Origin of the sequence: Paenibacillus sp. USHLN196 (assembly GCF_037144955.1) — a bacterium.
Lineage (GTDB): Bacteria > Bacillota > Bacilli > Paenibacillales > Paenibacillaceae > Paenibacillus > Paenibacillus xylanexedens_C.
In genome coordinates, this window is sequence record NZ_JBBCYH010000002.1 from 338,444 (window position 1) to 361,832 (window position 23,389).

24 protein-coding genes are annotated in these 23,389 nt (G+C 46.6%); 10 read left to right on the plus strand and 14 right to left on the minus strand.

The window, feature by feature from the left end:
- Positions 1–81: 81 nt before the first annotated feature.
- Positions 82–240, plus strand: coding sequence for a hypothetical protein (locus tag WFI24_RS04765; protein WP_336759164.1), 159 nt, complete (start codon positions 82–84; stop codon positions 238–240).
- Between the two features lie 121 nt (positions 241–361).
- Here WFI24_RS04765 and WFI24_RS04770 read toward each other — a convergent pair whose 3' ends face one another.
- The 4 genes from WFI24_RS04770 to WFI24_RS04785 form a co-directional block, all read right to left on the minus strand.
- Positions 362–1,237, minus strand: a complete 876-nt coding sequence (locus WFI24_RS04770; RefSeq protein ID WP_336759166.1) for an SDR family oxidoreductase — start codon at positions 1,235–1,237, stop codon at positions 362–364.
- Positions 1,238–1,266: 29 nt separating this feature from the next.
- The gene (locus WFI24_RS04775) at positions 1,267–1,746 is read right to left on the minus strand and encodes a hypothetical protein (RefSeq protein WP_336759167.1); all 480 of its coding nucleotides are present in this window, start codon (positions 1,744–1,746) and stop codon (positions 1,267–1,269) included.
- Between the two features lie 127 nt (positions 1,747–1,873).
- The gene (locus tag WFI24_RS04780) at positions 1,874–2,431 is read right to left on the minus strand and encodes a MarR family winged helix-turn-helix transcriptional regulator (protein ID WP_336759168.1); all 558 of its coding nucleotides are present in this window, start codon (positions 2,429–2,431) and stop codon (positions 1,874–1,876) included.
- A 167-nt stretch (positions 2,432–2,598) separates the two neighbouring features.
- Positions 2,599–3,522 (minus strand): proline dehydrogenase family protein, encoded by a 924-nt coding sequence (locus WFI24_RS04785; RefSeq protein WP_336759169.1) that lies wholly within the window; start codon positions 3,520–3,522, stop codon positions 2,599–2,601.
- Between the two features lie 248 nt (positions 3,523–3,770).
- On the opposite strand from WFI24_RS04785, the gene pruA reads away from it, so the two are divergent.
- Both pruA and rpoN read left to right on the plus strand, forming a co-directional pair.
- On the plus strand, positions 3,771–5,318 hold the full coding sequence (gene pruA, locus WFI24_RS04790; protein WP_336759171.1) for an L-glutamate gamma-semialdehyde dehydrogenase: 1,548 nt from the start codon (positions 3,771–3,773) through the stop codon (positions 5,316–5,318).
- Positions 5,319–5,632: 314 nt separating this feature from the next.
- Positions 5,633–6,937: an RNA polymerase factor sigma-54 gene (rpoN, locus tag WFI24_RS04795; RefSeq protein WP_336759172.1), complete on the plus strand. Its 1,305-nt coding sequence runs from the start codon at positions 5,633–5,635 to the stop codon at positions 6,935–6,937.
- A gap of 121 nt (positions 6,938–7,058) precedes the next feature.
- On the opposite strand, the gene WFI24_RS04800 is transcribed toward rpoN, so the two are convergent.
- On the minus strand, positions 7,059–8,492 hold the full coding sequence (locus tag WFI24_RS04800) for an aspartate ammonia-lyase (RefSeq protein WP_336759174.1): 1,434 nt from the start codon (positions 8,490–8,492) through the stop codon (positions 7,059–7,061).
- 325 nt (positions 8,493–8,817) lie between these two features.
- On the opposite strand from WFI24_RS04800, the gene WFI24_RS04805 reads away from it, so the two are divergent.
- Entirely contained in the window at positions 8,818–10,095 is a 1,278-nt protein-coding gene (locus WFI24_RS04805) for a methyl-accepting chemotaxis protein (protein WP_062832946.1), read from the plus strand.
- A gap of 196 nt (positions 10,096–10,291) precedes the next feature.
- Complete coding sequence (locus WFI24_RS04810) at positions 10,292–11,137, plus strand: hypothetical protein (protein ID WP_336759178.1); 846 nt, start codon at positions 10,292–10,294, stop codon at positions 11,135–11,137.
- A 308-nt stretch (positions 11,138–11,445) separates the two neighbouring features.
- Here WFI24_RS04810 and WFI24_RS04815 read toward each other — a convergent pair whose 3' ends face one another.
- Entirely contained in the window at positions 11,446–12,420 is a 975-nt protein-coding gene (locus tag WFI24_RS04815; protein WP_336759180.1) for a ring-cleaving dioxygenase, read from the minus strand.
- 270 nt (positions 12,421–12,690) lie between these two features.
- On the opposite strand from WFI24_RS04815, the gene WFI24_RS04820 reads away from it, so the two are divergent.
- A complete protein-coding gene (locus tag WFI24_RS04820) occupies positions 12,691–13,452 on the plus strand; it encodes a YwaF family protein (RefSeq protein WP_336759182.1) in 762 nt (253 codons plus the stop codon).
- A gap of 140 nt (positions 13,453–13,592) precedes the next feature.
- Here the strand turns inward: WFI24_RS04820 and WFI24_RS04825 are convergent, their stop codons facing one another.
- The 3 genes from WFI24_RS04825 to WFI24_RS04835 form a co-directional block, all read right to left on the minus strand.
- Positions 13,593–14,387 (minus strand): SDR family oxidoreductase, encoded by a 795-nt coding sequence (locus WFI24_RS04825; protein WP_076214533.1) that lies wholly within the window; start codon positions 14,385–14,387, stop codon positions 13,593–13,595.
- A 209-nt stretch (positions 14,388–14,596) separates the two neighbouring features.
- Positions 14,597–14,860, minus strand: a complete 264-nt coding sequence (locus tag WFI24_RS04830; protein WP_336759184.1) for a YqkE family protein — start codon at positions 14,858–14,860, stop codon at positions 14,597–14,599.
- 477 nt (positions 14,861–15,337) lie between these two features.
- Positions 15,338–15,985 carry a peptidylprolyl isomerase gene (locus WFI24_RS04835; RefSeq protein WP_336759185.1) on the minus strand — a complete coding sequence of 216 codons (648 nt, stop codon included), beginning with the start codon at positions 15,983–15,985 and terminating at the stop codon, positions 15,338–15,340.
- Positions 15,986–16,239: 254 nt separating this feature from the next.
- Between WFI24_RS04835 and WFI24_RS04840 the strand changes: the two genes are divergently transcribed.
- On the plus strand, positions 16,240–17,454 hold the full coding sequence (locus WFI24_RS04840) for an MFS transporter (RefSeq protein WP_336759186.1): 1,215 nt from the start codon (positions 16,240–16,242) through the stop codon (positions 17,452–17,454).
- An 86-nt stretch (positions 17,455–17,540) separates the two neighbouring features.
- On the opposite strand, the gene WFI24_RS04845 is transcribed toward WFI24_RS04840, so the two are convergent.
- The 3 genes from WFI24_RS04845 to WFI24_RS04855 all read right to left on the minus strand — a co-directional run bounded on the left by WFI24_RS04845 (position 17,541) and on the right by WFI24_RS04855 (position 18,432).
- A complete protein-coding gene (locus tag WFI24_RS04845; RefSeq protein ID WP_336759188.1) occupies positions 17,541–17,738 on the minus strand; it encodes a hypothetical protein in 198 nt (65 codons plus the stop codon).
- 39 nt (positions 17,739–17,777) lie between these two features.
- On the minus strand, positions 17,778–18,149 hold the full coding sequence (locus WFI24_RS04850; RefSeq protein ID WP_145320788.1) for a hypothetical protein: 372 nt from the start codon (positions 18,147–18,149) through the stop codon (positions 17,778–17,780).
- A gap of 121 nt (positions 18,150–18,270) precedes the next feature.
- Positions 18,271–18,432 (minus strand): hypothetical protein, encoded by a 162-nt coding sequence (locus WFI24_RS04855; RefSeq protein WP_167483752.1) that lies wholly within the window; start codon positions 18,430–18,432, stop codon positions 18,271–18,273.
- Between the two features lie 144 nt (positions 18,433–18,576).
- Between WFI24_RS04855 and WFI24_RS04860 the strand changes: the two genes are divergently transcribed.
- Both WFI24_RS04860 and WFI24_RS04865 read left to right on the plus strand, forming a co-directional pair.
- Complete coding sequence (locus WFI24_RS04860; protein WP_017690238.1) at positions 18,577–18,858, plus strand: hypothetical protein; 282 nt, start codon at positions 18,577–18,579, stop codon at positions 18,856–18,858.
- A 153-nt stretch (positions 18,859–19,011) separates the two neighbouring features.
- A complete protein-coding gene (locus WFI24_RS04865; protein WP_336759195.1) occupies positions 19,012–20,910 on the plus strand; it encodes a HAMP domain-containing sensor histidine kinase in 1,899 nt (632 codons plus the stop codon).
- Positions 20,911–20,987: 77 nt separating this feature from the next.
- On the opposite strand, the gene WFI24_RS04870 is transcribed toward WFI24_RS04865, so the two are convergent.
- Positions 20,988–21,230, minus strand: coding sequence for an NHLP leader peptide family RiPP precursor (locus WFI24_RS04870; protein ID WP_145320782.1), 243 nt, complete (start codon positions 21,228–21,230; stop codon positions 20,988–20,990).
- 55 nt (positions 21,231–21,285) lie between these two features.
- Complete coding sequence (locus WFI24_RS04875; RefSeq protein WP_336759198.1) at positions 21,286–22,233, minus strand: hypothetical protein; 948 nt, start codon at positions 22,231–22,233, stop codon at positions 21,286–21,288.
- Positions 22,234–22,642: 409 nt separating this feature from the next.
- Here WFI24_RS04875 and WFI24_RS04880 point away from each other — a divergent pair, with 409 nt between their 5' ends.
- Positions 22,643–23,380 carry a hypothetical protein gene (locus WFI24_RS04880; RefSeq protein ID WP_336759200.1) on the plus strand — a complete coding sequence of 246 codons (738 nt, stop codon included), beginning with the start codon at positions 22,643–22,645 and terminating at the stop codon, positions 23,378–23,380.
- The last annotated feature ends 9 nt before the right edge of the window (positions 23,381–23,389 follow it).

Consider the following 23,389-nt stretch of genomic DNA (forward strand, 5'->3'; position numbering starts at 1 on the left):
CATGAATCATACATAAGGCAATCGGAAATCGTGATTAATTTTGTTTTTTTAATGCTGGGGACTACGCGGTGTCTTTCATCGTTGCCCAATCCAGAAATGGTCATTATCACTGCTGCATCAAGTGATGTACTGACATTACGGAATCATTCCAATGCATCGGCAGTTGATCTGCAGACCCTGGCAGGCGGAACACAGATCAATGCGAATGCCTCTATCCTAATTCAACAATTAAGTGGTTAACTTTTGAATAATAAATGGGTGTGTCCAGAAAAATAGACATTATTACCGCCTATGATTCCTGTAGATCTCATAGTTGTTTGTCCATAATTCTTTAATGACTTTTCGTTATTTTATGACTCTGTTACAGCCTTGGTTTAAATGCATCTCGTTGCTCTCCCAGGAATGCATCAAGCGAGCGCGGCGCTCTGCCAAGCAAGCGTTGAACGGTATCCGTCGGCTTCTCTGGCACAACGGTAGACATCGTCTGAATTTCCACAACGTGGTCTGCAAGCCAAGGAGGCATCTGTCCATGTTCGATCAGATCCGTTCGAAGCTCCTCGGGTTTGAGGTTGAGGAATCCGATCGGTCGATTGAACAGGGTGGACATCTTATCTGCAATCTGTGTATAAGTGAATGCTTCGGAACCCGTCAGCGTATAGATGCGGTTCACTGGTTTGTCTCTAGTCAGCACTTCTGTGGCAATATCTGCGATGTCTCGGCAATCGATGAAGTTGCACGGGGAATCTCCTATGCAGCCGAAGAACGAATCTTGGGTTGTAATGGTTGGTGCGAGTCGGAGCAGATTTTGCATAAAAGCATAGGGCCGCAGCATCGTATATGTCATCCCGGATTTCACTAGAGCTTGCTCGATTTGTTCATGCCAGCCTGCTACAGCTACTGGTGAACGTTCGTCATATGCTGGGCTGGATATTTTGACGACATGCTCCACTCCCTCTTGCACAGCCATCTGAATAATGGATGTCTCTAGTTCCACTTGTTTAGGGTTGTTGGATAACGCTAGAAATAGTTGACTGGTACCCGCCAAAGCTCTTCGCATCGATTTGGAATCATTTGCATCGGCAGCACAGATTTCAATCCCGGACAACGCGAAGTCCGCCATTTGTTGACGAAGCTTATCCGGCTTTCTACTTACTGCCCGAACGGGAATACCTCTTTCCATCAAACGTCTCAAAAGTGCATTTCCAATCATGCCTGTTGCTCCAATGATAGTAATCATGTTTCAATCTCTCCTTATAATGAACTTGTTTATTTGGTAATGTAAGCTCGCCAGCGCCATGTCATGATCGTACAAGCTATTGCACCGGACAATGGAAAATCGAACCCAATATGATCCAACCAAGCCCAGGAAGAACTCGGGTTTACGATCTGCAATACATTAGAAATCCCCCACGCCGCCACAAAGCCAAACCCTGCGCCTGCAAGTGCCAAGCAGCCAACGACAATGAACCGGGGTGCTTTCGCCACCCACCGTGTGCGGTTCTCACGGTTACGAAGCCAGAGTCCGGCCCATAGAGCCATAAGCAGAGACGCCCCTCCAATCGTTGTTAAAGCTCGTAACTGAAGGACTTTATCAGCGGTAACGATTCCCCCGATGCTTGCCATGATGGCAGGAGAGAAGTAGGCCGGGATTAATTCACGCCACAGCACAAAAGGTTTTTGGGGAGGATTAGCGGCTCGGTTTGGATAAGCTTCCTCGGAATGAATGGGGTCATTAAGGTTAACCATATCACTACTCCTTTTTTGCATAGAAATCACTGATTTGCTTTCGTCTATATATAATTAGGAGCCTAACTATATAGGGGTAAAAATGGGCTAGTTCAACTAGCCCGGTTTACCTTTCTTGGTTATGCTCCTAGGATTTTGGTTCGGAGAAGTCGCGTGACTCATCTGTAAGTGCTGCAATACCTTGTGTTACACGCCCCAGCAGGTTGAGGAACACACTCCTTTCCTCGATCGTAAGTAATCCGACCATCGCTTCCAGTCTGGCAAAATGTTCCGCAGCCATATCCGTTAGCTTCTTCGCACCTTTGGCGGTCAAAATGACTGACTTCTGACGACCATCAACGGAACTCGTCCGACGAGCAACCAGTCCGTCGCGTTCTAAAATCTCGATTAGACCAGTTACGGTAGCACGGGTTACACCCAGATTTTCCGCCAGTTGGGAGGGCAGTTCTTCCCCTTCGTGATCTTCAAGATCTGCCAACAGGCGATATCGACCTGTCGACAAACCGAATCTGGAGAAATGAATTTCCGCAGCATGCCCAAGTTTGGCTCCTGCTACCATCAGTCTGGATGCGACAAGCACGGCTTGTGCATCCACGTCTAATTGATAGCGATCAACCTGACGCTTCGTTTGTACTAACGAAGGGATGAGGTACATATCAGTTGTTGATTTGTTTTGATTGTCCATACATATAGTATGGTACCTAACTATATAGTTGTCAACTTTTGTTTAGACCATTCGTAAAGTTGGATGATCTCGTAAAGTGTTCGTACAGAAAAAACCATGTGCCGCCAGAAAGAAAGAGGCAACATGGTTTTCTTTTTCATATATATATTGATCCGGCTGGAAAAAAACTATCGGAACATGTTTTTAACAACCATCCAGAGATTAGCCGGTTTTTCGGCCAACCGGCGGGTGTAGTATGGATACCACATGGTGCCATAAGGTACGTAACAGCGAATGCGATAACCTTCTTTGGCGAGACGTTCCTGTTCACTCATGCGCAGACCGTATAACATCTGAAATTCAAAGGCTTCCGGCGAAATCCCCCGATCCTTGGCGTATTGTTTCGTCCAGTTAATGATGTGATCGTCATGCGAGGCAACCGCTGTGTACACGCCCTGATCGAGATGATGGCGAATCATCGTTTTGAATTGATGAATGACTTCAGAAGCATTCTGATAGGCAACAGATCCGGGTTCCTTGTAAGCTCCCTTGACCAGACGCAGCCGGAGGCCTTCCCGAATCATATCACGCGTATCTTCCTCCGTACGATGAAGGTAAGCTTGCAATACTGTGCCTGTATTGTGCAGTCCTTCGGCGTGCAGTCTGCGCACAATGTCCAGTGTCGCTTGCGTAAATGGACTATCTTCCATATCGATTCGGACAAACAGATCATGCAGCTTGGCTTGTGCAGCTACCGTACGGATATTTCGATAACCCTCTTCAGGGTCGAGTGCGAGGCCCATTTGCGTAGGTTTCAGCGAGACGTTGGAGTCTGCGCCTTCACGTGCAATGCCTTCGACCAGTCGTACATACTCGTCTCTGTATAATGCCGCTTCGCTTAAACGGGTAATGCCTTCGCCCAGATGATCGAGTGTAGCCATGATGCCCTTGTTGTTGAGTATACGGATCTCTTCGAGAGCTTCCTCCAGGGTATTGCCTGCGATGAACTTGCCTGCCAGCTTTTTGCCGTATTTGATGGACAGGTTCTCCACAGCTTTGTTGCCTGCCACAGTCAACAAGGTTTTGCGATATATTTCCGTTCCTACACTCATCTTTGTTTCCTCCTTCAGCATCGTGCATCATTCGATTCAACTCGGTTGAATTCTGCTTTTTGTATTCCTTTATAGAAGCAAGAAGCGTGCCAGAACAGCGAAGATCCCATTTTTATTTTCCAAAGAAAAAATTTCAGTTCCAAACGGAGTTGGCACGGATTTTGCTACATATATTTGGTGATGAGTAACATGCATATCAATTCAGGCGAGCAGCCAGTGAACCCAACATCCTGAAGGAGGAATCATTTATGAATATCCCTTTTGTTAACGAACCATTCACACCCTTTGCGGTCCCGGCGAATCGGGAAGCATTCGAAGACGCACTTCGTCAGGTAGAAGCTGAACTTGGGCAGGAATATCCAATTATTATTGGGGGGCAAAAAATAACAAGTAGCCGCACGTTAACGTCCGTGAACCCCGCAGCCAAGAATCAGGTTGTCGGAACCATTCACCAAGCAGATCAGGAATTGGCCGAAAAGGCCATCCAGACCGCGGCGGAGACATTCCACACCTGGAAACATACTGACCCGAATGAACGGGCCCGTTATCTGTACAAAGCAGCTGCTATTATGCGTCGTCGCAAGCATGAGTTCTCGGCATGGATGGTCTATGAAGCTGGCAAGACCTGGCCTGAAGCAGATGCGGATACAGCCGAAGCCATTGATTTTATGGAATTCTACGCACGGGATATGCAGCGACTGAGTGAACCGCAGCCCCTCGTGCGGATTGCAGGGGAAGATAATGAACTGAGTTATATTCCGCTGGGCGTTGGTGTTGTCATTCCACCTTGGAACTTCCCGCTGGCGATTATGGCAGGCATGACTTCGGCTGCACTGGTATCTGGCAACACAGTGGTCTTGAAGCCTGCCAGCACAACGCCGGTGATTGCAGCAAAATTCATGGAACTGCTCGCAGAAGTTGGCTTGCCGGATGGTGTAGTGAACTTTTTACCTGGACCGGGCAGTGAAGTTGGCGATTATCTTGTGGATCATGCGCTTACCCGATTTATCAGCTTCACTGGTTCCAGAGATGTAGGACTGCGAATTAATGAACGTGCAGCCCGTACTGCTCCGGGTCAGAAATGGATCAAGCGAGTTATTGCAGAGATGGGTGGCAAAGATTCCATCGTTGTAGACAGCGACAGCGATTTGGAATTGGCGGCAGAGTCCATTACCGCTTCGGCATTTGGTTTCTCGGGACAGAAATGTTCGGCGTGTTCCCGTGCCATTATTCATAAGGATGTATATGATGAAGTATTGCAAAAAGTGATTGAACGGACACAGAAACTGACGATGGGCAGTCCACTTGAAGTTGGCAGTCAGGTGGGGCCGGTTATCGATGACAAGGCATATGCGAAGATCACGGAATATATTGAAATTGGCAAGGGTGAGGGGCGTCTTGTGCACGGTGGTGGTACAGGGAACGTTGAAGGGTATTTCATTGAACCAACCATTATTGCGGATGTGGACCCGAAAGCACGGATCGCTCAAGATGAGATTTTTGGACCGGTACTTGCTTTCATCAAAGCAGAATCCTTCCAGGATGCACTGGATATTGCCAATAATACGGATTATGGCCTGACTGGAGCGGTGATCTCACGTAATCGTGATCATCTGGAACAGGCAAGACATGAGTACTTCGCGGGTAATCTGTACTTCAACCGGAAATGTACCGGGGCACTGGTAGGCACGCATCCATTTGGCGGATTTAACATGTCGGGCACGGATTCCAAGGCAGGTGGAAGAGACTATCTGCTGTTGTTTACACAAGCGAAGCTGGTATCGGAGAAATACTAGAAAGATTATTATAATTCAGCTAAAAGAGTGCTTACAATCGCTTGAATAGTATGCTATTATCCCAGCAAATGCTTTTGTCCGTATAAAAGGTAGTTCAAAAAGTCCACTTTTGATTACGAATCATGCCTAGCGGCATCGTCAGCATCGAATATGAAATTCAGCCGAAATGTCCGTTGCTCACGTAGTTTTCCTACGCTCCGCTACTCCATTTCTAGCTTCATTCCATCTTCTCGGTACTGAAAACCAGACTTTTTGAACACGCATTATAAGAAAACAGAGGTTTATTGCCCAGCAATGCTTAAGGAGGGAAACGGATGTTAGGTGTTCAGTTGGTACAGGAACAACGTATTCGGCTGTCCATCACGCCGGAGATGAAACAATCCTTTCATTTGCTAACCATGTCTGGTCAGGATCTGACCCGTTATTTGCAGGATGCCGCAGAAGAAAATCCAGTGCTTGAACTGGAAGAGCAAGCGGCGCCCTTTGCCCGGATCCCAAGGCGAGTGGATCAGCGCAGATATGCTTCCTATGATCCGCTGCTTCAGGTTAAAGATGCCGAACCTACACTGGAGCAATTGCTGATTGCACAGATTCGGATGATGACCATCCCGGAGAAATTGGAAAATATATCAATATACTTGGCAGGGTGTGTTAATGATGATGGGTATCTGACGGTTGAGCTGGCAGAGGTGCAAGCTGCGTTTGGATTGCCCATGAATGAGATTACAGCGGGACTGGAACTTCTCCAGTCGCTGGACCCCGCAGGTGTAGGGGCGCGGAACCTGCAGGAATGTCTGCTGCTCCAGATCAGGCGTGATCCATCGGCTGTTCTGTACGCTGAACGCATGGTAGAAGCGGGATTGGGATCACTGGTTCCTTTTCACCCAGGTAGAACAGGAAGTCGATTAGGGATGACTTCACGTGAAGCCCAGGCTGCTTATGACTATATTACGCGTCTCGACCCCAAGCCTTGCCGATCCATCGGATGTACGGAACGACCGCATTACATTATTCCGGATGCCATTGTCGGATTGCGTAATGGTGAGGCCCATTTCAGTCTGCATGCGGCAGGTAACCCTCGTGTATCCATGAATGAAGCCTGCACCCGCTGGATCAGGGATGAGGCACCGGACGAAATCTGGTCTACCCGTGCGGCAGAGGCGAGGGCGATCATTCGTAGTGTGCACCTGCGGCGCAGAACATTAATGCGTGTGCTGGCAGCCGTGATGGAAGAGCAGAAGCGCTTTTTGACCAGTGGACCTTCCGCGCTAAGACCGCTTAATCTGGCTGTTATTGCCGAGAAGATTGGCATGCATGAATCAACGGTAAGTCGTGCGGTGAACGGTAAATACATTGACACTCCGCATGGTGTATATGAACTCAGAGTTTTTTTTGCCTCGGGAATCGGCACAACGTCAGGGGATAAAACATCTGCCTCGGCGGTGAAACGGAGATTAAAAGAAATCATTCGCACGGAACAGACGCAGCAGCCGTACTCGGATCGTCATTTGGCCACACTGCTCGCCGAGGAGGGAATTGTCATCTCCCGCAGAACGGTTGCCAAGTACAGGGAGGAGCTTCAGATTCTGCCTTCCCTTGAGCGTAAACGATGGGATTAATGGAGTAGCTGGCGTCATATCATCTCTGAATACAAGAACCCCCGCGAACCGGATGAACGGTTTGCGGGGGTTCTTGTTATATTATCGCTATTCAGGTTCCTGTATTAGATTATCTAATTTCCTACAAGCGTTCCATATTACGCAGGAAGTGTTCTCCGGCAATACCTGGTGTCGTCATCTGTTCCGGATGAAGGATCTCTTCCAGTTCATCCGGAGTCAGCAGTCCGCGTTCCAAAATAATCTCCTGCAAGGAAAGTCCAGTCTTGAGCGCTTCCTTTACGATGGATGCTGCCACATTATAACCTAGGTGCGGGTTCAACGCCGTAACCACACTGAAACTTTGCTTCATGATCAATTCACAGCGCTCACGGTTAGCTTCCATCTCTTCTACGGCATAACGTGTGAAGACATCAATGCCGTTATTCATAATTTTCAGCGATTGCAGCAGATTGAATGCAATAACCGGGCCCATAACATTCAGCTCGAATTGGCCAGCTTCACACGCCATGCAGATCGTATGGTCATTACCCATCACCTGGAAAGATACCTGGTTAATGACTTCCGCCATAACAGGGTTAACTTTGCCCGGCATAATGGACGATCCTGGCTGACGCGGTGGCAGACGTAATTCATTAAATCCTGCACGCGGACCTGAAGCCATCATGCGAATATCATTACAGATTTTGGACAGGCTGACCGCACATACCTTCAACGCCGCCGAAAGTTCCAGATAGGCATCCGTATTCTGCGTTGCATCCACGAGATCTTCAGCCGTTTGTAATGGTAGTCCGGTAACGTCGGACAGATGTTCCGTGACTTTGACGATATATTCGGGTTTGGCATTAAGTCCTGTGCCGACCGCAGTTGCACCCATGTTAATGGTAAGCAGGCGGCGATTAGCGAACTCAAGACGCTCGATATCCCGTCCAATTACGCGGGCATAAGCTCCGAATTCTTGTCCAAGGCGAATAGGCACCGCATCCTGAAGATGGGTACGGCCAACCTTCACCACATCGTTGAATTCCACTTCTTTTTTACGGAACGCATCCTGTAGTCTCTTCATCGTTGCCAGTAACGTCTCGGACAGTCGGTACGCCGCAATACGCAGTGCTGTGGGCACCACGTCATTAGTCGATTGGGACATGTTCACATGATTATTGGGATTGCAGTGGAAGTAATCTCCCTTATTCTGCAATAACAGTTCGAGTCCGCGATTGGCCAAAATTTCGTTCATATTCATATTCATGGAGGTGCCTGCACCGCCCTGAATGGAGTCTACAATAAAATGATCATGATGATGGCCTTTCATCATTTCTTCAGCTGCCATGACAATCACATCGCCAATTTTGCTTGGTAGCATTTTCAGTTCCATATTCGTAACTGCCGCTGCTTTTTTCACCGCAGCCAAAGCTGTGATCAGCTCCCGGTGTACCGGCACGCCGGTAATTGGGAAGTTTTCCACGGCCCGTACCGTCTGAATTCCGTAATAAGCATAAGCCGGGATTTCTTTTTCACCGATAAAATCTTTCTCCGTCCTTGTGGACATTGTAGACATTTCGTTCGCCTCCAGTGGCATCCAATAAATAGGTCAGCTCCGGCTATGCCGAAGCGCACTCAGTATATCATTTAAGCAAAATGGATGCCAAGCTAAATCATTTTGTCTGATTTGCCGATAATAATTTAAATTAGGGATTTACTTTACACGCAGTCATCATTAAAGGGGGGCTGAAAAGCTTGTCTTATCCATTATGCACTACATGGTAGAGAAGTCATGCATGAATCGTAAGCAGGGCGTAGATAGAACGTTTTCAGTGATGTATGTCACATGATATTTGGTACATGATTGGTAAAATAGGAAAAAAGGACTACGGGGTGTGAATATGAAATGGACTTTAGGCGCAAAGACAGTCGCGGGTTTGGTACTGATCTCAATTATTACGTACGGAACTAGCGGCTTTTTTATATTTTTTCTCCAGGACTGGCTCTCATTCAACATGCCAAGCTGGTTGTATATCTCCATCATCCTTGTTATGGGGGTATGTTGGAACGGAATCCTCGGGTGGTTCGCCTCTCGCTGGCTGACTCGCCCGATTGTTCAGCTTTCTCGTGCGGCACAACAAGTTTCATCCGGGGATCTCACAACCGAGATTCCGCAGCGTCGTGCGCAGGATGAACTTACTGTATTATATGATGCTTTTCGCGTAATGGTTTCTAATCTCAGAAGTATTGTAAATGATATTGCGGACAGTACACGGACCACATCACAGAATGCCCAGTCCCTTAGTGAAGCGATTACCCAAGCTGCCGAGCAGATCGAGATGATGTCCGAAGCGGTAGATCATATTGCGGTGGGAGTAGAAGAGCAGAAAGTCACTTCCCATCAGTCCCTGATTACTGCGGATGAGATGTTGAACGATTTCCAGCGTATGCATAGCCAGTCGATGGGGATGACAGAGATGTCTGGTCAGATGGAACGATCGGTAGATCATACGAAGCAGACCTTTTCATCACTGATGAAAGGAATGGACGAGCTGGCCGAATCTCACAATCGTTCCCGCGACATTATGCTGTTGCTGGAGAAGGAAGCTTCCGATATCGAAGTGATTACTCAGTCTGTCAAAAACATTGCTGAGGAAACAGGACTGCTTGCCCTGAATGCTTCCATTGAGGCAGCACGAGCCGGTGAAGAAGGTTCAGGTTTTGCAGTCGTGGCACAGCAGATCCGTAAGCTGGCAGACGAGAGTAAGGAATCGGTGCACCGTATTAATGAATTGATCAGTCGTGTGCAGCAGCGGATCAGGGAGACGGCACAACTATCTCATGAGCAGCATGGTCTGGTGGTTAATGAATCGGAGCGGACCATCTCTGTGGATCAGACGTTGCATGAACTGACAGGTACGGTGGAAGTATTCATGAAGGGTGCACATGATATTGGTTCCAAGATTGCAGAACAGACAGGCCGAGTGGAACAAACGCACGGTCATGTGAAGAAGATCCAGGGTAAAGCCGGATCGTTCTCGGATGAGGCAAGACGAATCATGGATGCCGCACACGAAGAGACAGCCATCATGGAGGAGATTTCATCCTCTGCTGAAGAACTGAGACAGTTAACCGATCGATTAATGGACAAAACCAAAGCATTCCGGATGCAGCCTTGAGCTGTGTTCGGAATTTTTTTTGCTTTGTGAGAACCGTTTTGACTTAGGAATTTGCTTATTCTGGTTAAAGCCGAACGTTCTTTCGTGAAAACAGAAATTTGTAAAGATTTTTTTAAAAAGATTAACAAATTCGCAACTTGCAGGCGATAAATGAAGATATAATAAGATTATCACACAGAAGAAGGAGCCCAGTATATTGAAAACTTGGACAGGTATCCTGCTGATGATTATTTTGGCGGTAGCTACGATTAGTACAACTTCAGCTGCCAGAACCATGAATGAATCGCAAAAACAGCTTAACATAGATGATCAATCCAGCCAGACCGAAGTGGTCGAGGCTTCCAATATAGATAAAATGCATGACACAGCGAAGACAACGAAGGAATCGATCCCCGTGAAAGAGGAGAACGTTTCGGTTGCACCTGAGAATGAAAATGTCAGATTATACCCTATGAAAGTTGAGGGTTCAGGATATATATATAACGGAATGATTTTGGAAGTGGACGGCAAGACGCGAGAATTCAGTGATTGGCAGGGAGAAGGCGGGTCTTACAAACCCGAAGTACACGAGCTGGATCTGAATGGAGACGGCCAGAAAGAGATTGTTGTTTTGTACACGGAAGGTCATGGCACAGGTATTTATTTGGGACAAGCACGTATTGTTGATCCGGTGACGCTGGATGAGATGGAGATGCAATCTCTGGATGAGATTGTGAAGGAGCATGTGAATTCAAAAGTTACGGTTACGGCAGACCGTGTTGATATTGACGTTACGGTGGATGGGGAGCGGGTAGAACCTTCCCGTATAGAGGGTGATACAAGCGGTGCCGTATATAACGAAGAGCTTGGATTCGGTGGGGTTACGTATTACAGTCTGGAGAATGGCAAGCTTGTGGTAACGGCAGCGGCTTCTTATGGTGTAGCTTTATATGCTGGTGATCTCACATTCGCTTATGAATATAGAGATGGCGAGTGGAAGGCTGTAGATTTGAACTACAGTATGGAAATGTACGAAGAGGAATATTATGAATCCTTTGATTGATATCGCAGTATAGTATAGACACCTAGTGTGGCGGGGATTGGCAGTTCTCGTGGATGAAAGTGAAGTCCTACCAGTAAGCAATTGAAAAAAATATCTCCCTTTCTGTTTTGACGGACAGAGAGGACAGGGCGAGGCTGAAAAAAATCGAGAAATACAGCCTCGTTTTGTGCTGCCCAGAGATAATTTAAAATAGATCAAATCAAAAACGATTACCGGCTCTGCCTTACCCGGATCATCTCCGGAATGCATAAGCGATAATCGTTTTTATTTGCTTGTACAGATGTATAGAGAACGCTAGTCAGATTCGCTTAGCGGATGACGGTGTCCAGCGGCTTGAGGTTGGCTTCAATCTCGGCGCGGCGACCTTCAAGGAATGGTGGCAAGGCAAGCGATTCTCCCAGATGCGCCAATTCTTCGTCTGTATCGAATCCCGGACCATCGGTGGCCAGTTCGAACAGTATACCGTTTGCTTCACGGAAATACAGGGAACGGAAGTAGAAGCGGTCTACAAAACCGGAGTTAGGGAATTGGAAGTTATGAACCCGTTCCACCCATTGTTTGAGTTCTTCCTCATTATCCACGCGGAACGCAACATGATGCACGCTGCCACGTCCAGGACGTTCTTGAGCAAGGTCATTCCGTTCTTCGACATGTACTTCGGAGCCGCTGCCACCTTCGCCTGATTCAAAGACCAGTACATCAGGTTGACCTGGAGTAAAGGCAGGGTAGCTTCCTTTCGCTCTGAAACCAAGCAGCTCGGTAAGAACCGGAGCGGTAAGGGAGGCGTCTTTTACCGTAAGATGGATGGGGCCCAAGCCTACAATACCGTATTCAGCAGGTACAGGGCTCTGATCCCAAGGTTTGCCACCAGCAACACCTGTATTGTGTTCATCGGAGACCAGAATCAGACGTTGTCCTTCAAAGTCTGTGAATGAGAGAGAGGCACGACCGCCCCGTTGAACAATCTCTCCATGATCAACTTCGAATTCGTCAAAACGCTGCTGCCAGTACGTAAGAGCCTTATCATTAGGAACACGGAGTGACGTTCCTGATATACTGTTCACGCCTTCACGAGTCTGTCCAGCCATCGGAATCTCGAAGAAGGTAAGCTCGGTACCCGGATTGCCTTTCTCATCACCATAGAAGAGATGGTATACGGACACATCGTCTTGGTTGACCGTTTTCTTAATGAGGCGCAGCCCCATGATATTAGTGTAGAAATGATAGTTCTGATCGGCGTGTGCGGTTAGTGCTGATACGTGATGAAGTCCTTTGATTTGCATAATAATTCCTCCTGGATGAAATGATTTAGTGTAAACGTGTAGCTGAACATCATGTGAGTGTGTTTTTAATTTATTGTCTATTGAGAAAGTTACTAACTTTTAGTGTGTTTTGTTCTTGAATTTATCTTAACATAAAGATATTTAAATTACAATCCTTATTTAGAATTCCAACTGGACAGTAATTTCATTCAATGGCAAAATGAAAAAGTTAACATTAAAGAGAGATAATGTTGGTGAGATGATTGATTAAACAAAGGAGAGTAGAGATGCATGGCGTATCCACCATGGCTGGACCCGTATGATGCTGAGCTGTTTATTCTGTTCTCCACTTCACATATCGTAACCATTAGCGGAATTGCAGTACTGATTGTGTTATTGTTTTTGCTTCGACACCGGCTTCGATTGTGGTCAGAGAGGGCACGTCGTACACTGCGGATTGTTCTCGCTTGCATCATGTTCGGCTGTGAAATCGTGCTGCAACTCTGGTACATATATGGCGGTATATGGAGCCTGCAGACATCACTTCCACTCGAACTATGCAGTTTGTCTTTGTTATTATCGGGGGTGTTATTACTCACACGTTGTCGATGGTTACATTCGGCACTGTTGTTCGCAGGCATCGCAGGAGCCCTTATGGCCATTCTTACTCCTAATCTGGGCTATGCTTATGCACATTTTCGATTCATTCAATTTTTCGTTGCACATGCCTGTATAATTCTGGCTTTACTCTATATGACATGGGTGGAACAGCTGCGACCTAGCTGGAGATCGGTAGCAGGTTCGATGATATTTGTGAATGTAGCTGCATTGTTCGTATATATAGTAGATATTCTGCTTGATGCGAATTACATGTTCTTGAGATTCAAGCCGAGTACACCCTCGGTCCTGGATATGCTGGGGCCTTATCCCATGTACATCCTTGGGGAAGAGGTTCTGGCACTGGTTTTGTTTTCGCTGATGTATGTTCTGCTATTTGCCATTCCGGACCGGTTGAATCATCGTATGAAAAAGGGGAAAAGCTCCGCGGTTTAGAGATGATCCTTGTAGTTGCGCCTGCTCCGTATGATTACTAACTGTGCATAAATAAAACATCCCGCAGTAATCTGATCCGTTCAGATCGCTTGCGGGATGTTCTGCTGTTGTCCCTGAAACGGGGCAACTTTTTGTTGATGTTATCCGCGGAGCAAAGACTCTGCACCATCCACGTAGATTCGTGTACCTGTAACATGGGAAGCTTCATCGGAAGCGAGGAACAGAACGAGGTTCGCCACTTGCTTCGACGTTCCAGGTTCGCCCTTGAGCGGATGTTCATGACCCTCAGGGAATTCAACAGGAATCTGCACTTCTTTCAGATCATCCGACGGGTAGGTGTTATCATCAATGTTGGTATCGATGGCTCCTGGGCAGACAGCGTTAACACGGATCTTATAACGAGCCAGCTCCAGTGCGGCCATCTTCGTAAACGCAGTTTGTCCTGCTTTGCTGGAAGCGTATGCAGAGAAACCGATCCCTGAGAAGACCCGGTTACCGTTGATGGAACTGGTAATAATGATGCTGCCGCCATGTTCTTTCAGATGGGGGATGGCATATTTGACGGTTGCGAAGGTTCCGCGCATATTGATCTCCATCGTCTGGTCCCAGTCCTCGATGTCCATCGTTTCGATCGGGGCCATCGTTCCGTTGATGCCAGCATTCGCAAATATGATATCCAGTTTACCCGCTTCAGCCGCAGCCTGATTGATCGCCTTCTGCACATTATCCGGTTTGGAGATATCACATTCGATCACATACGCTTCTCCGCCAGCTTTTTCAATCGTCTGCTTGGTTTCCTCCGCATTTTCGGGTGTGCGATCCAGCATGTACACTTTGGCTCCATGCTCGGCGAAACGAATAGCGGTAGCCTGACCAATACCCGATCCACCTCCGGTTACAATTGCGACTTTGCCTTCCAAACGCTGTTCTGTCATCTCTGATCCCTCCGTATGGTATAGATTGTCGTTGTACGCTCTACTTTTACATACCCGGCTCAAGACTGATGAATCATATGTGTATATATCAAAAAGAACAGGACCGCAACGCGGCCCTGTTCTGGAACAGATCAACTTCATCATCTGTCTGCTGTGAACTTATTTTGGCATGTGAATGGTGGGAAACTCATTCAAGTCATGTCCGATGCTTACTTATGTTTCTTCCAGTCCATAGCGCTGTTATTAAGCAAATATTCGAAGTCGTTATCCCGGCGCTTCTGCTCCGCTTGGCGAGCTTCTTCTGCTTGCTGACGTTCCTGCTCTTTAACTGCTGCCTCGGCAGCCTTGGCTTCATCCGCCTGAGCTTTCAGCTTCTCCAGCACATCACTGCTAAGCAGATCCTTCAGTGTTGTGGGTTTATCCTGTGCTACTGCTGCTTTGGGAGCAGGAGTGCGTTTTTTGGATTTTGCCATAGGAAAATCTCCTTTCCAAACATGAATCAGGTTCCATTTATCATACAGTAGTCATAGTATATCAGGTTCACGTAATGCATTCCATGAATCTGCGGAACAAAAGCAGGAAAACGAGTGTTGCGTGACGAATGAAATCGGGTATAAAATCATATACTATTACCGATACTGCGACTATTCCCTGGAGAAAGGAGTCGTTGTTCGTGGAAGTAAACCGTGGTTTACTGAAAGGGCTTGCATGGGGCGTTGCCTTCAGCTGCCCGTTATGGATTGCGATTATCGGCTGGTTACGTTTGATGGGATGGATGTATTGAGGATGATGCCGGAAGAGGTCATTTTTTATAAAGTCAATTATGTAACCGTTATCATTAATTAAAGCTCTGCCTTGCGACATTCGCATAGGACAGAGCTTTTGTTTGTTTGAACAGTCCAAAGCAAGCTTTGGGCCTTGGATTTGTATCCAATAGGTAGGGATGTTGATTAAGGCATTTTTACCGGCTCTGGATACTCCAGACCATGGGTATCAACCGTAACTTTTTTCATAACTTGATCGTTAACCGGTTTGTCACCCGCACCTATTTCCTGAGCTGCAATATTATCCACAGCTTCTAAGCCTTCCGTTACTTTACCGAAGGAAGCATAGGCATTATCCAGATGATCCGCGTCAGCTAACATGATGAAGAACTGGGAGCCTGCCGAGTCCAAATTATCTGTACGCGCCATGGAAATAACTCCGCGGGTATGATTCAGGTGGTTTTTGTGACCGTTGGATGTAAATTCACCCTTAATCGTGTATCCCGGGCCGCCCGAACCTTTCCCATCTGGATCACCACCCTGAATCATGAATCCAGGAATGACACGGTGAAAGATCAGGCCGTCATAGAAACCCTGATTCGCTAGTGAAATAAAATTGTTCACCGTATTGGGTGCAATTTCCGGATATAGCTCAATGACGATCTTCTGTCCATCTGCCATTTCAATAGTAGCTACCGGATTGGGACCTGTTGGTTCAACTGGAGCTGGTGTTTCCGTAGCCCCACTCGAAGGGCGTCCACAACCACTAATGACGATAAGCAGCATCGCAAGAACCAGCGAAACTACTGTGTTTTTTTTCCACCGTAAAGACATGAAAATGTTCCCCCTTGCATCTCTGCATGATATATTTTCTCCAAATCTTATTTGGATATTTACCCAACTATCATACCGTTTTTGTGGACAGGATGGCAATGTAATACGTGTGGTTGTGGTGAACAAGGGATGGTCTTCATGGAATCATGGGTGTAAAATAAGGAAAATGCTTCCGCATCGGGGACGTACGGGTCTGTTCCGTCCGCTCCAATACACGGCAGTCCCGGCGTCAGTAACGGAAAGGACGTGTGGGCATGAACTTCTCGTGGAAGCGCAATTTGGTGATATTGTGGATTGGTGTATTTTTTTGCAGCACCGCTTATTCGATCTCGATTCCGTTTTTGCCCCTGTTTCTAAGTGCTGATCTGGGGGTTCGTGATCATCTGGAGTTATGGTCAGGATTGGCCTTCGGTATTACGTTTCTGGCGAGTGCGCTCGTGTCTCCTTTCTGGGGATCACTGGCTGACAAATACGGGCGTAAGCCCATGCTCATCCGGTCGGGATATAGTCTTGCCGTCTTGTATTTAATTAATTACTTCGTGCAGGACCCCTATTCACTGATTGTTGTTCGATTGTTCCAGGGTCTGCTTGCAGGGTTTGTTCCAGCAGCGATTGCCCTGGTAGGCACGAATACACCGGAAGAGAAGACAGGGTATGCACTGGGCATTATGTCTACTGCGGGAGCTACAGGTGGTATTATTGGACCGTTAATCGGTGGCGTGGTGAGCCACTATTACGGCAACCGGAATGCATTTTTGTTTTCGGCCATTGTAGTGCTGGTCTCTGCGATCATTGCAACCTTCTGGGTGAAAGAGGAAAACTTTAACCGGAACAAGGCACGTTCCCACGTCATGGATGATATACGTGAAGCGCGAGCGAATCGGTTGTTTATGACTGTGCTTGGCATGATGGGCATATGTACATTCTCGGTCATGATTCTGGAGCCATTATTGACGGTCTATGTGATGGAGATGGGTGTGCAACCTGATCGTGCCTCACTCAGCTCGGGTATTATTTTCTCGGCGGTAGGTGTAGCAACAGTCATCATGGCACCGCGCTGGGGCAAGATTGGTTCAAGGATTGGATACGGTAAAGTGCTGATCATTGGACTGGTTGGCGGGGCTGTAGGGAACCTTCTGCAGTTCTTTACAACAGGGTATATCGGATTCGGCATATTGCGGTTTGTGTACGGTTTATTCTTTGCAGCTGTATATCCAGCGATTAACGCCATGATTGTGCAGGCTACCGCATCGAATTTCAGGGGAAGGGCATTTAGCTTGAATCAGTCTGCTGCCCAAATCGGGACGATGGCGGGGCCGATCATTGGTGGTGTTCTCGGTGGCTGGCTGCCGATTCGCTGGATTTTTATCATTAACGGAGTTGCATTGTTAATCACTGCGATTGTAGCAAAATGGTCTGGATTGGATCACAAGCTGCCTGGAACAGGTAAGGTTGCAGCAAAGCGGTGACGCTGAATTGCGTACAGAAAGTGGACTGAAAGGTAACGAAAAAAGATGACGCTGTGAAGTTACAGACGTCATCTTTTTTAAGTCTACTAGGGATTTTCATCCGAAGAGGGCCTACGGGAAGTCTTCTCCTTGGGGATGGCATGTTCAACAGCATCACGCTGATCCTCGTCCTCAAGCGCATCTGGAAAAGAATCTTCTGTGAAGAGCCCGAAGTCTGGATCAATATCCCGTTCCGTTACCAGATTATCCGGTTCGTGCTCATGTTCTTTGCGTTCATCTTTCATCGTGTATGCACCTCCTTGTTCAGGATGTCATTACAACTATTAGCGTCGTGGTGGAATGTCGTTCTCCGGTTTGGCGTCTGCACCAGCGCCATTGAGCAGATCCGTACCATGCAATGCATCCGGATCAGGTGCAGCAGGATCAACCGGGCTGTTCGGTTGCAGCAGATCTGCATCGGGTACGGATTCCAGCGGTGTCTCAGCCAAACGTGAATCCAATTCTGGCTCATCCACAGCCGTTGCTGCTACCGGTGGCAGATTCGAATCTTCCGTGACAATCCGTCTGCCGGAAACCTCGTCAAATGTATCCATATCACCTTTCGGAACTTCCGTCTCTGGTGGAATATCGCGGGACCTCTGATAACGGTCGTAGTAGCGGTCGCTCTCTTCGTTGCTGATTGGTTTGTCAGACATGAGTAGCACTTCCTTTCATTTGAGTTGCCCAAAAGCTTATTACCCCGTAGTTACCCAAAGCGCTGGTATTGTAATCTTGCAAAGGTTATTATCTCCGGGTGTCCACTACGATATGAATGCCTTAGAATTTGGGAAATACATACTTGACCAAGAAGTATAAAAATCCAAAAAAGATAATGATATACGCGGCATATTTAATAAATGTGGAAGCGACCTTACTTGAATCCGATTTATGCTGGACATCCTTATGTTCTACCTCAACTGTACGATGTGGCTCATTCATTGAAATCATCTCCTTAGGGTGTGTGATTGCTTTGAGAAACCATTACACCCGAAGGAAAGGATTGAATCGCAGCGACCGTTTTTGCAGCTTTTCATGTTTTGCCTATGTTATGATGAAGCATGAATATGTAAGGGAGGGATTCATGTGGACTGGTTCACATTGGGCAATATGATCACACGTATTCGTATCGGGCAAAAGGCGTCCACACCCGGGTTCTCCCGTACCGTTATCCGTCGTCCGGATGGTTTGTTTTGGGTAGGCGGTATATGGTCTGGACAAGTTGTCCAGCTGCGTGATTTCCTTTTTTCCGATATATGGACCATCTATGATGATGAGGAAACAGAGCAGTGGCTTGAATTCCGCAGTCAAGTTGAACAAAAAGAACGTGAAATGATAGTGAATCAGTTCGAAGATCTGCGTGATTAACCGGATGATTTTAACAATAAAATGGAAATAAGACTATAAATCGACTTAAATGTGAAATTTCATTTTATCTCAAGAAGGTGACGTGACAAAGCGTGGCGAATGATAGATGAGAGATTCTAATATAAGGAAAATAAACACTTTGAGGTGCTGTGAATGAAAAATGTGCCCAAAGCTATCATCATCTTATGGATGAGTGTAATGATTATTCTATGCATGCCGCATGGGATAGTCTTTGCAACTACAGGAGAGGTTCAGCAGCCTGTATCCATTACAGGATGGGAAGTAAAGTGGGGGAACGTTGACGATCAAGGGTTCATCAGTGAGGTTAAGGGAGCAGACGAGATATGGGAAAAGCAAGGCGTCGATAAGTTAGAGTACAGCAATACAGATCGATCGAGTTCCTTATGGACTCGCCTGACCATCCCTGAATTGAGTGAGGAAAGCTCAGCCATTCGATTTGAGAACATCAAAGGCAATCATATTGTTATCTATCTGGAGTACCGCAAGGTCTACGAGAACTACCATTACAATTATGATAATAATGCTGTGTTGCTACCCTTATCCAACGAAAATTCAGGTGACACGCTCTATGTATGGTCGCAAAATGAAAAAGGCCGTCTGGGCGTTCAAGGCACCATTCAGGTTGGGCCTTATGTCATGTTACAGGAGAAATATATTCATAATGGGCTTATTGATGTAATCTTGGGCGCGACCTTTGTCTTCACAGCCCTTACGATGCTGAGTTGTACGTTCTTTCTAGGCAAATTCCACAAGGGATTGTGGATCTCACTATGCATCGTGATGGGGGCCATCGGAACGATGATCATCACGTACTCGCAATTTTTGTATACATTCTATCAGGTGAATGGTGACCTGTATTCCGTAGTCTTTGATCTGGCAATGCTGTTAGGTATGCCAGCGCTCTGTTATTTCTTCGAACAGATTATTGGGCCAGGACTGCATGGAATCTTCACCAAACTGCGAAAAATACAATTCATATATTCAGTTGTTGCCATATTCTCTCTATTTATCTATGTTATTTCAGGCGGGCAATGGGATGTGCTCTACAATCTGCTCGTACAGCGTGTAGTTGGCATGGTGCTGGTCATTCTGCTGACGATTCTGTTAGTGGGCACCATCGCCAAAGCGCTACAACGAAACCGGGAAGCGATGCTGCTTGCGACAGGATTCGGTACATTTGCCCTGATTAGTGTGGCTGAACTGTTATGGTACTATCAGCGGAATGGTTCGTATCATCTGTTATGGTGGAAATGGTCGATGGTTGCATTTGTGATCTCGTTAATTGCCATTCTCGGAAGTCGCTTTGCCGAAAAACATACCAAAGTTCTAGAGTACTCCAAGGAACTGGAGTTATTTAACAATGAGTTGCAGCGATCCGAGAAGATGGAGATTATTAGTGAACTGGCTGCTTCGGTTGCCCATGAAGTGCGTAATCCGCTTCAGGTGACAAGAGGGTTTTTGCAGTTGATGACAGAACAGGAAGATAACAAAAATAAGGGATATGTTCGAATTGCACTGGAGGAACTTGATCGGGCTTCCGGCATCATAACGGACTTTCTTACCTTTGCCAAACCTGAGTTTGACCATATTATCTCGCTCAATATCTCGGATGAATTCAATCATATTGAAGGTATTCTTGTACCGATGGCTAATCTGGAGGGTGGCAAGATCACAACGGATATTCCGCCAGATCTGTATATTCGGGGCAATTCCTCGAAGTTCAAACAGGCTTTTATCAATATTATCAAGAACAGTATCGAAGCCCTGCAAGGACAAGGCCAGATTGATATCTGGGCGTATAAGCAGGATGGGATCATCAAAGTGCATGTCAGGGATAACGGAGAAGGGATGGACGAGGAAGCACTCTCCCGGTTGGGCGAGCCTTATTTCTCCAATAAAATTAAAGGCACAGGTCTGGGTATGATGGTTACTTTTCGAATTGTAGAAGCGATGCAAGGGCAGATTAGTTTTACAAGCACCAAAGGGGTAGGAACAGAAGCGGTTGTATCTTTTGCCGAGTTCGTCGAATGACGAACTCACAGAAGGATACAGCGGCTTTTTTTGTTCCTACCCCTGACTTCTTGCACTACAAAGTTAACTTACCCGATTTAGCTTCTCCAAGGTCCACAATTCACATCATAATTTACCTTGGAAGGATTGGGAGGTATGACAAGAACATAGTCATTCTGCTGTTCCTCAACGGTACGTACCTTAATGTGTTCCGGGATTACGATGCCGAATGCTTCACGAAGCGCTTGCTTCGGATTGGAGTGCAATTGTTGTCTGAAGTGCTCGTCGCTCCAAGCCTTTTCAATAATATCCTCATGCAACGTTTTCTCTGATACCATCATCGTCAACATTCCCTTCATATTTAAAATTAAACCGAATCAGCTTCATCCCTGATGCTCAGGATTCCAGCTGTTGATCGCTGATCCAGTAATGAAACCCGCCTTGGAGGAGCCTTTTTTTTCGTTGTGTAATCTCCTGAACAGCTTGTACCAAAGTGCTGCATAAATAAGAATTGAACGCTTCAAGATGCGATATTCCCAAGTTAGAAGATGTTAATGTACGATTATAGTGATTAGCAATGTCTACGTATGAGTTCATGAGTTGTGTACTGTATACATTGTCATGTATACGTTCACTTAGAGGATGATCTGGATAGTTATGATTCAGTGCTGCGGATATGTGGGAGAGGTAGCTGTTGTAGTTTCCATGCACAGCATCTTGTTGCGTGTCTGTGAAGTCATCAGTCATCTGGAGTGTCATGAGTGTAATGTTGATGGCAGAGCACACCGGGTTCATCTGGTCGGATTGTTCCAGCAGAAGGAGTGCACCAGTAGCGCCAATGAGCAGAGGGGCAGCTTTCTGCGCAATCAGCAAGGGATTATGTTGAAAATAGTCAATGAAATGCTCACCCGTAACGCTAACGGCCCAATCCACGACGTATTGTCTGAAATAGATCCAAAATGTGGAGGTGGGTTCGAATAACTCCGAGTAGGATTGAAGTGCATCCAGGTAGTATAGATTACCCAGGGATAACTTCCGTGTGGCGTTCTCAGGCTGTTCATCCATCACATCGTCCTGATTCAGGAAATATAACATGTGAATGAGGCAGGCTGTACTCAATTGGTGTGCGTGCTCACGGAATAGTCCATCCGAATGTTGCATCCAGAGTGGAATGATATACCCGATATAACTATGCCCCGAGTCGCGTAACAGGGGATTGACCGAATGAAGTTGTTCCAATCCATATCCTGATAGGGGTTCGGGATATTTCCGTACGAGTTCTTCCGCTGAAGCGAATACGGCCTCCAGATCGGATCTAAACGGATCTAACCATTCTCTTCGCATCGTTACATATCGTCCTTCCTGCGACTAAGGTATTCCAGGACTGTTCAACTATATTAGTTGAATTAATCATTTACACGATTACGGAGAGGACAGAAAGAACCTGAAAAAGCGAAGCGTTCGCCTTTATCACCGGATTTTTCCCTTAGGAAAGGGAATCAAAAAATCTGGGGATAACAGCGATTGGAAGGTTGTTCTGTCAGCGTAGTGTCAGTGTAAATAATATGTAGTTCAACTGATATAGATCATGAAGTTACATTTAGTATAGCGGAAACAAACTGAAAAAAATAGGATTTTTTGTGATCATTTGTGAGAAAAATGATGACTTTTTGTATTTTATGGCATAAAAAAGTGGATTTTAGGCTCAAACTAGGAAGGCACAGGATTTCGACATTGGAAAGGCGGCAGAAAAATGCAAATAAAATGGAAAACATGGATGGCAGCCGGATTGGCAGCCGTAGTTATAACAGCAACAACAGGGCATGTGGCATTCGCTGATCCAGCCGTTCGGGCTGAGGAACATGAGGATGGGTCTAAAGCTTCTTCTTCCGGCAAACAAGCGAAGCCATGCATGCAGGCAGGACATGGCCTGTTTATGATTGGTGAAACGGCAGACTTGCTTGGGATTGGGCTTAGGGATCTAAAAGAACAGATGGAACTGGGCAAGACATTGTCTCAGATTGCCAAAGAGCGCAAGGGACTCAGTGAGGAACAGTTGTTGCAGAAGTTGAAGCCTACACTTGCGCAGCGTCTGGATCAAGCTGTAGATGAGGGTTGTCTCACCAAGGAACAAGCAGCAGCTACGAAGGCAGACATGGATACCAAGTTGAAAAAAGTCATCAATACCCCGCTTCGTGATTTGCGGCGTGAGTTTGCTCACCATGGCAAACGTTCCATGGTAGATAAGGGAGCCATTGCCCGGTTCATTGGAGTCACACCTGCTCAACTGCACGAGCAGCTTCAGGAAGGAAAATCCTTGTCTGAGATTGCTCAGGCAAAAGGCATTAGTGAAACGCAGCTAGTAGACAAGCTGAAGGAACAATTGACAGGTGATCTGAAGAGGTTTGTGAATCAGAAGGGCAACGCACATGAAGCCCCAGGTTCCCAGGAGCCTGTCCCTGGAAGATCCACTTCGACTGAAGTGAAATAAAAGAAGAGC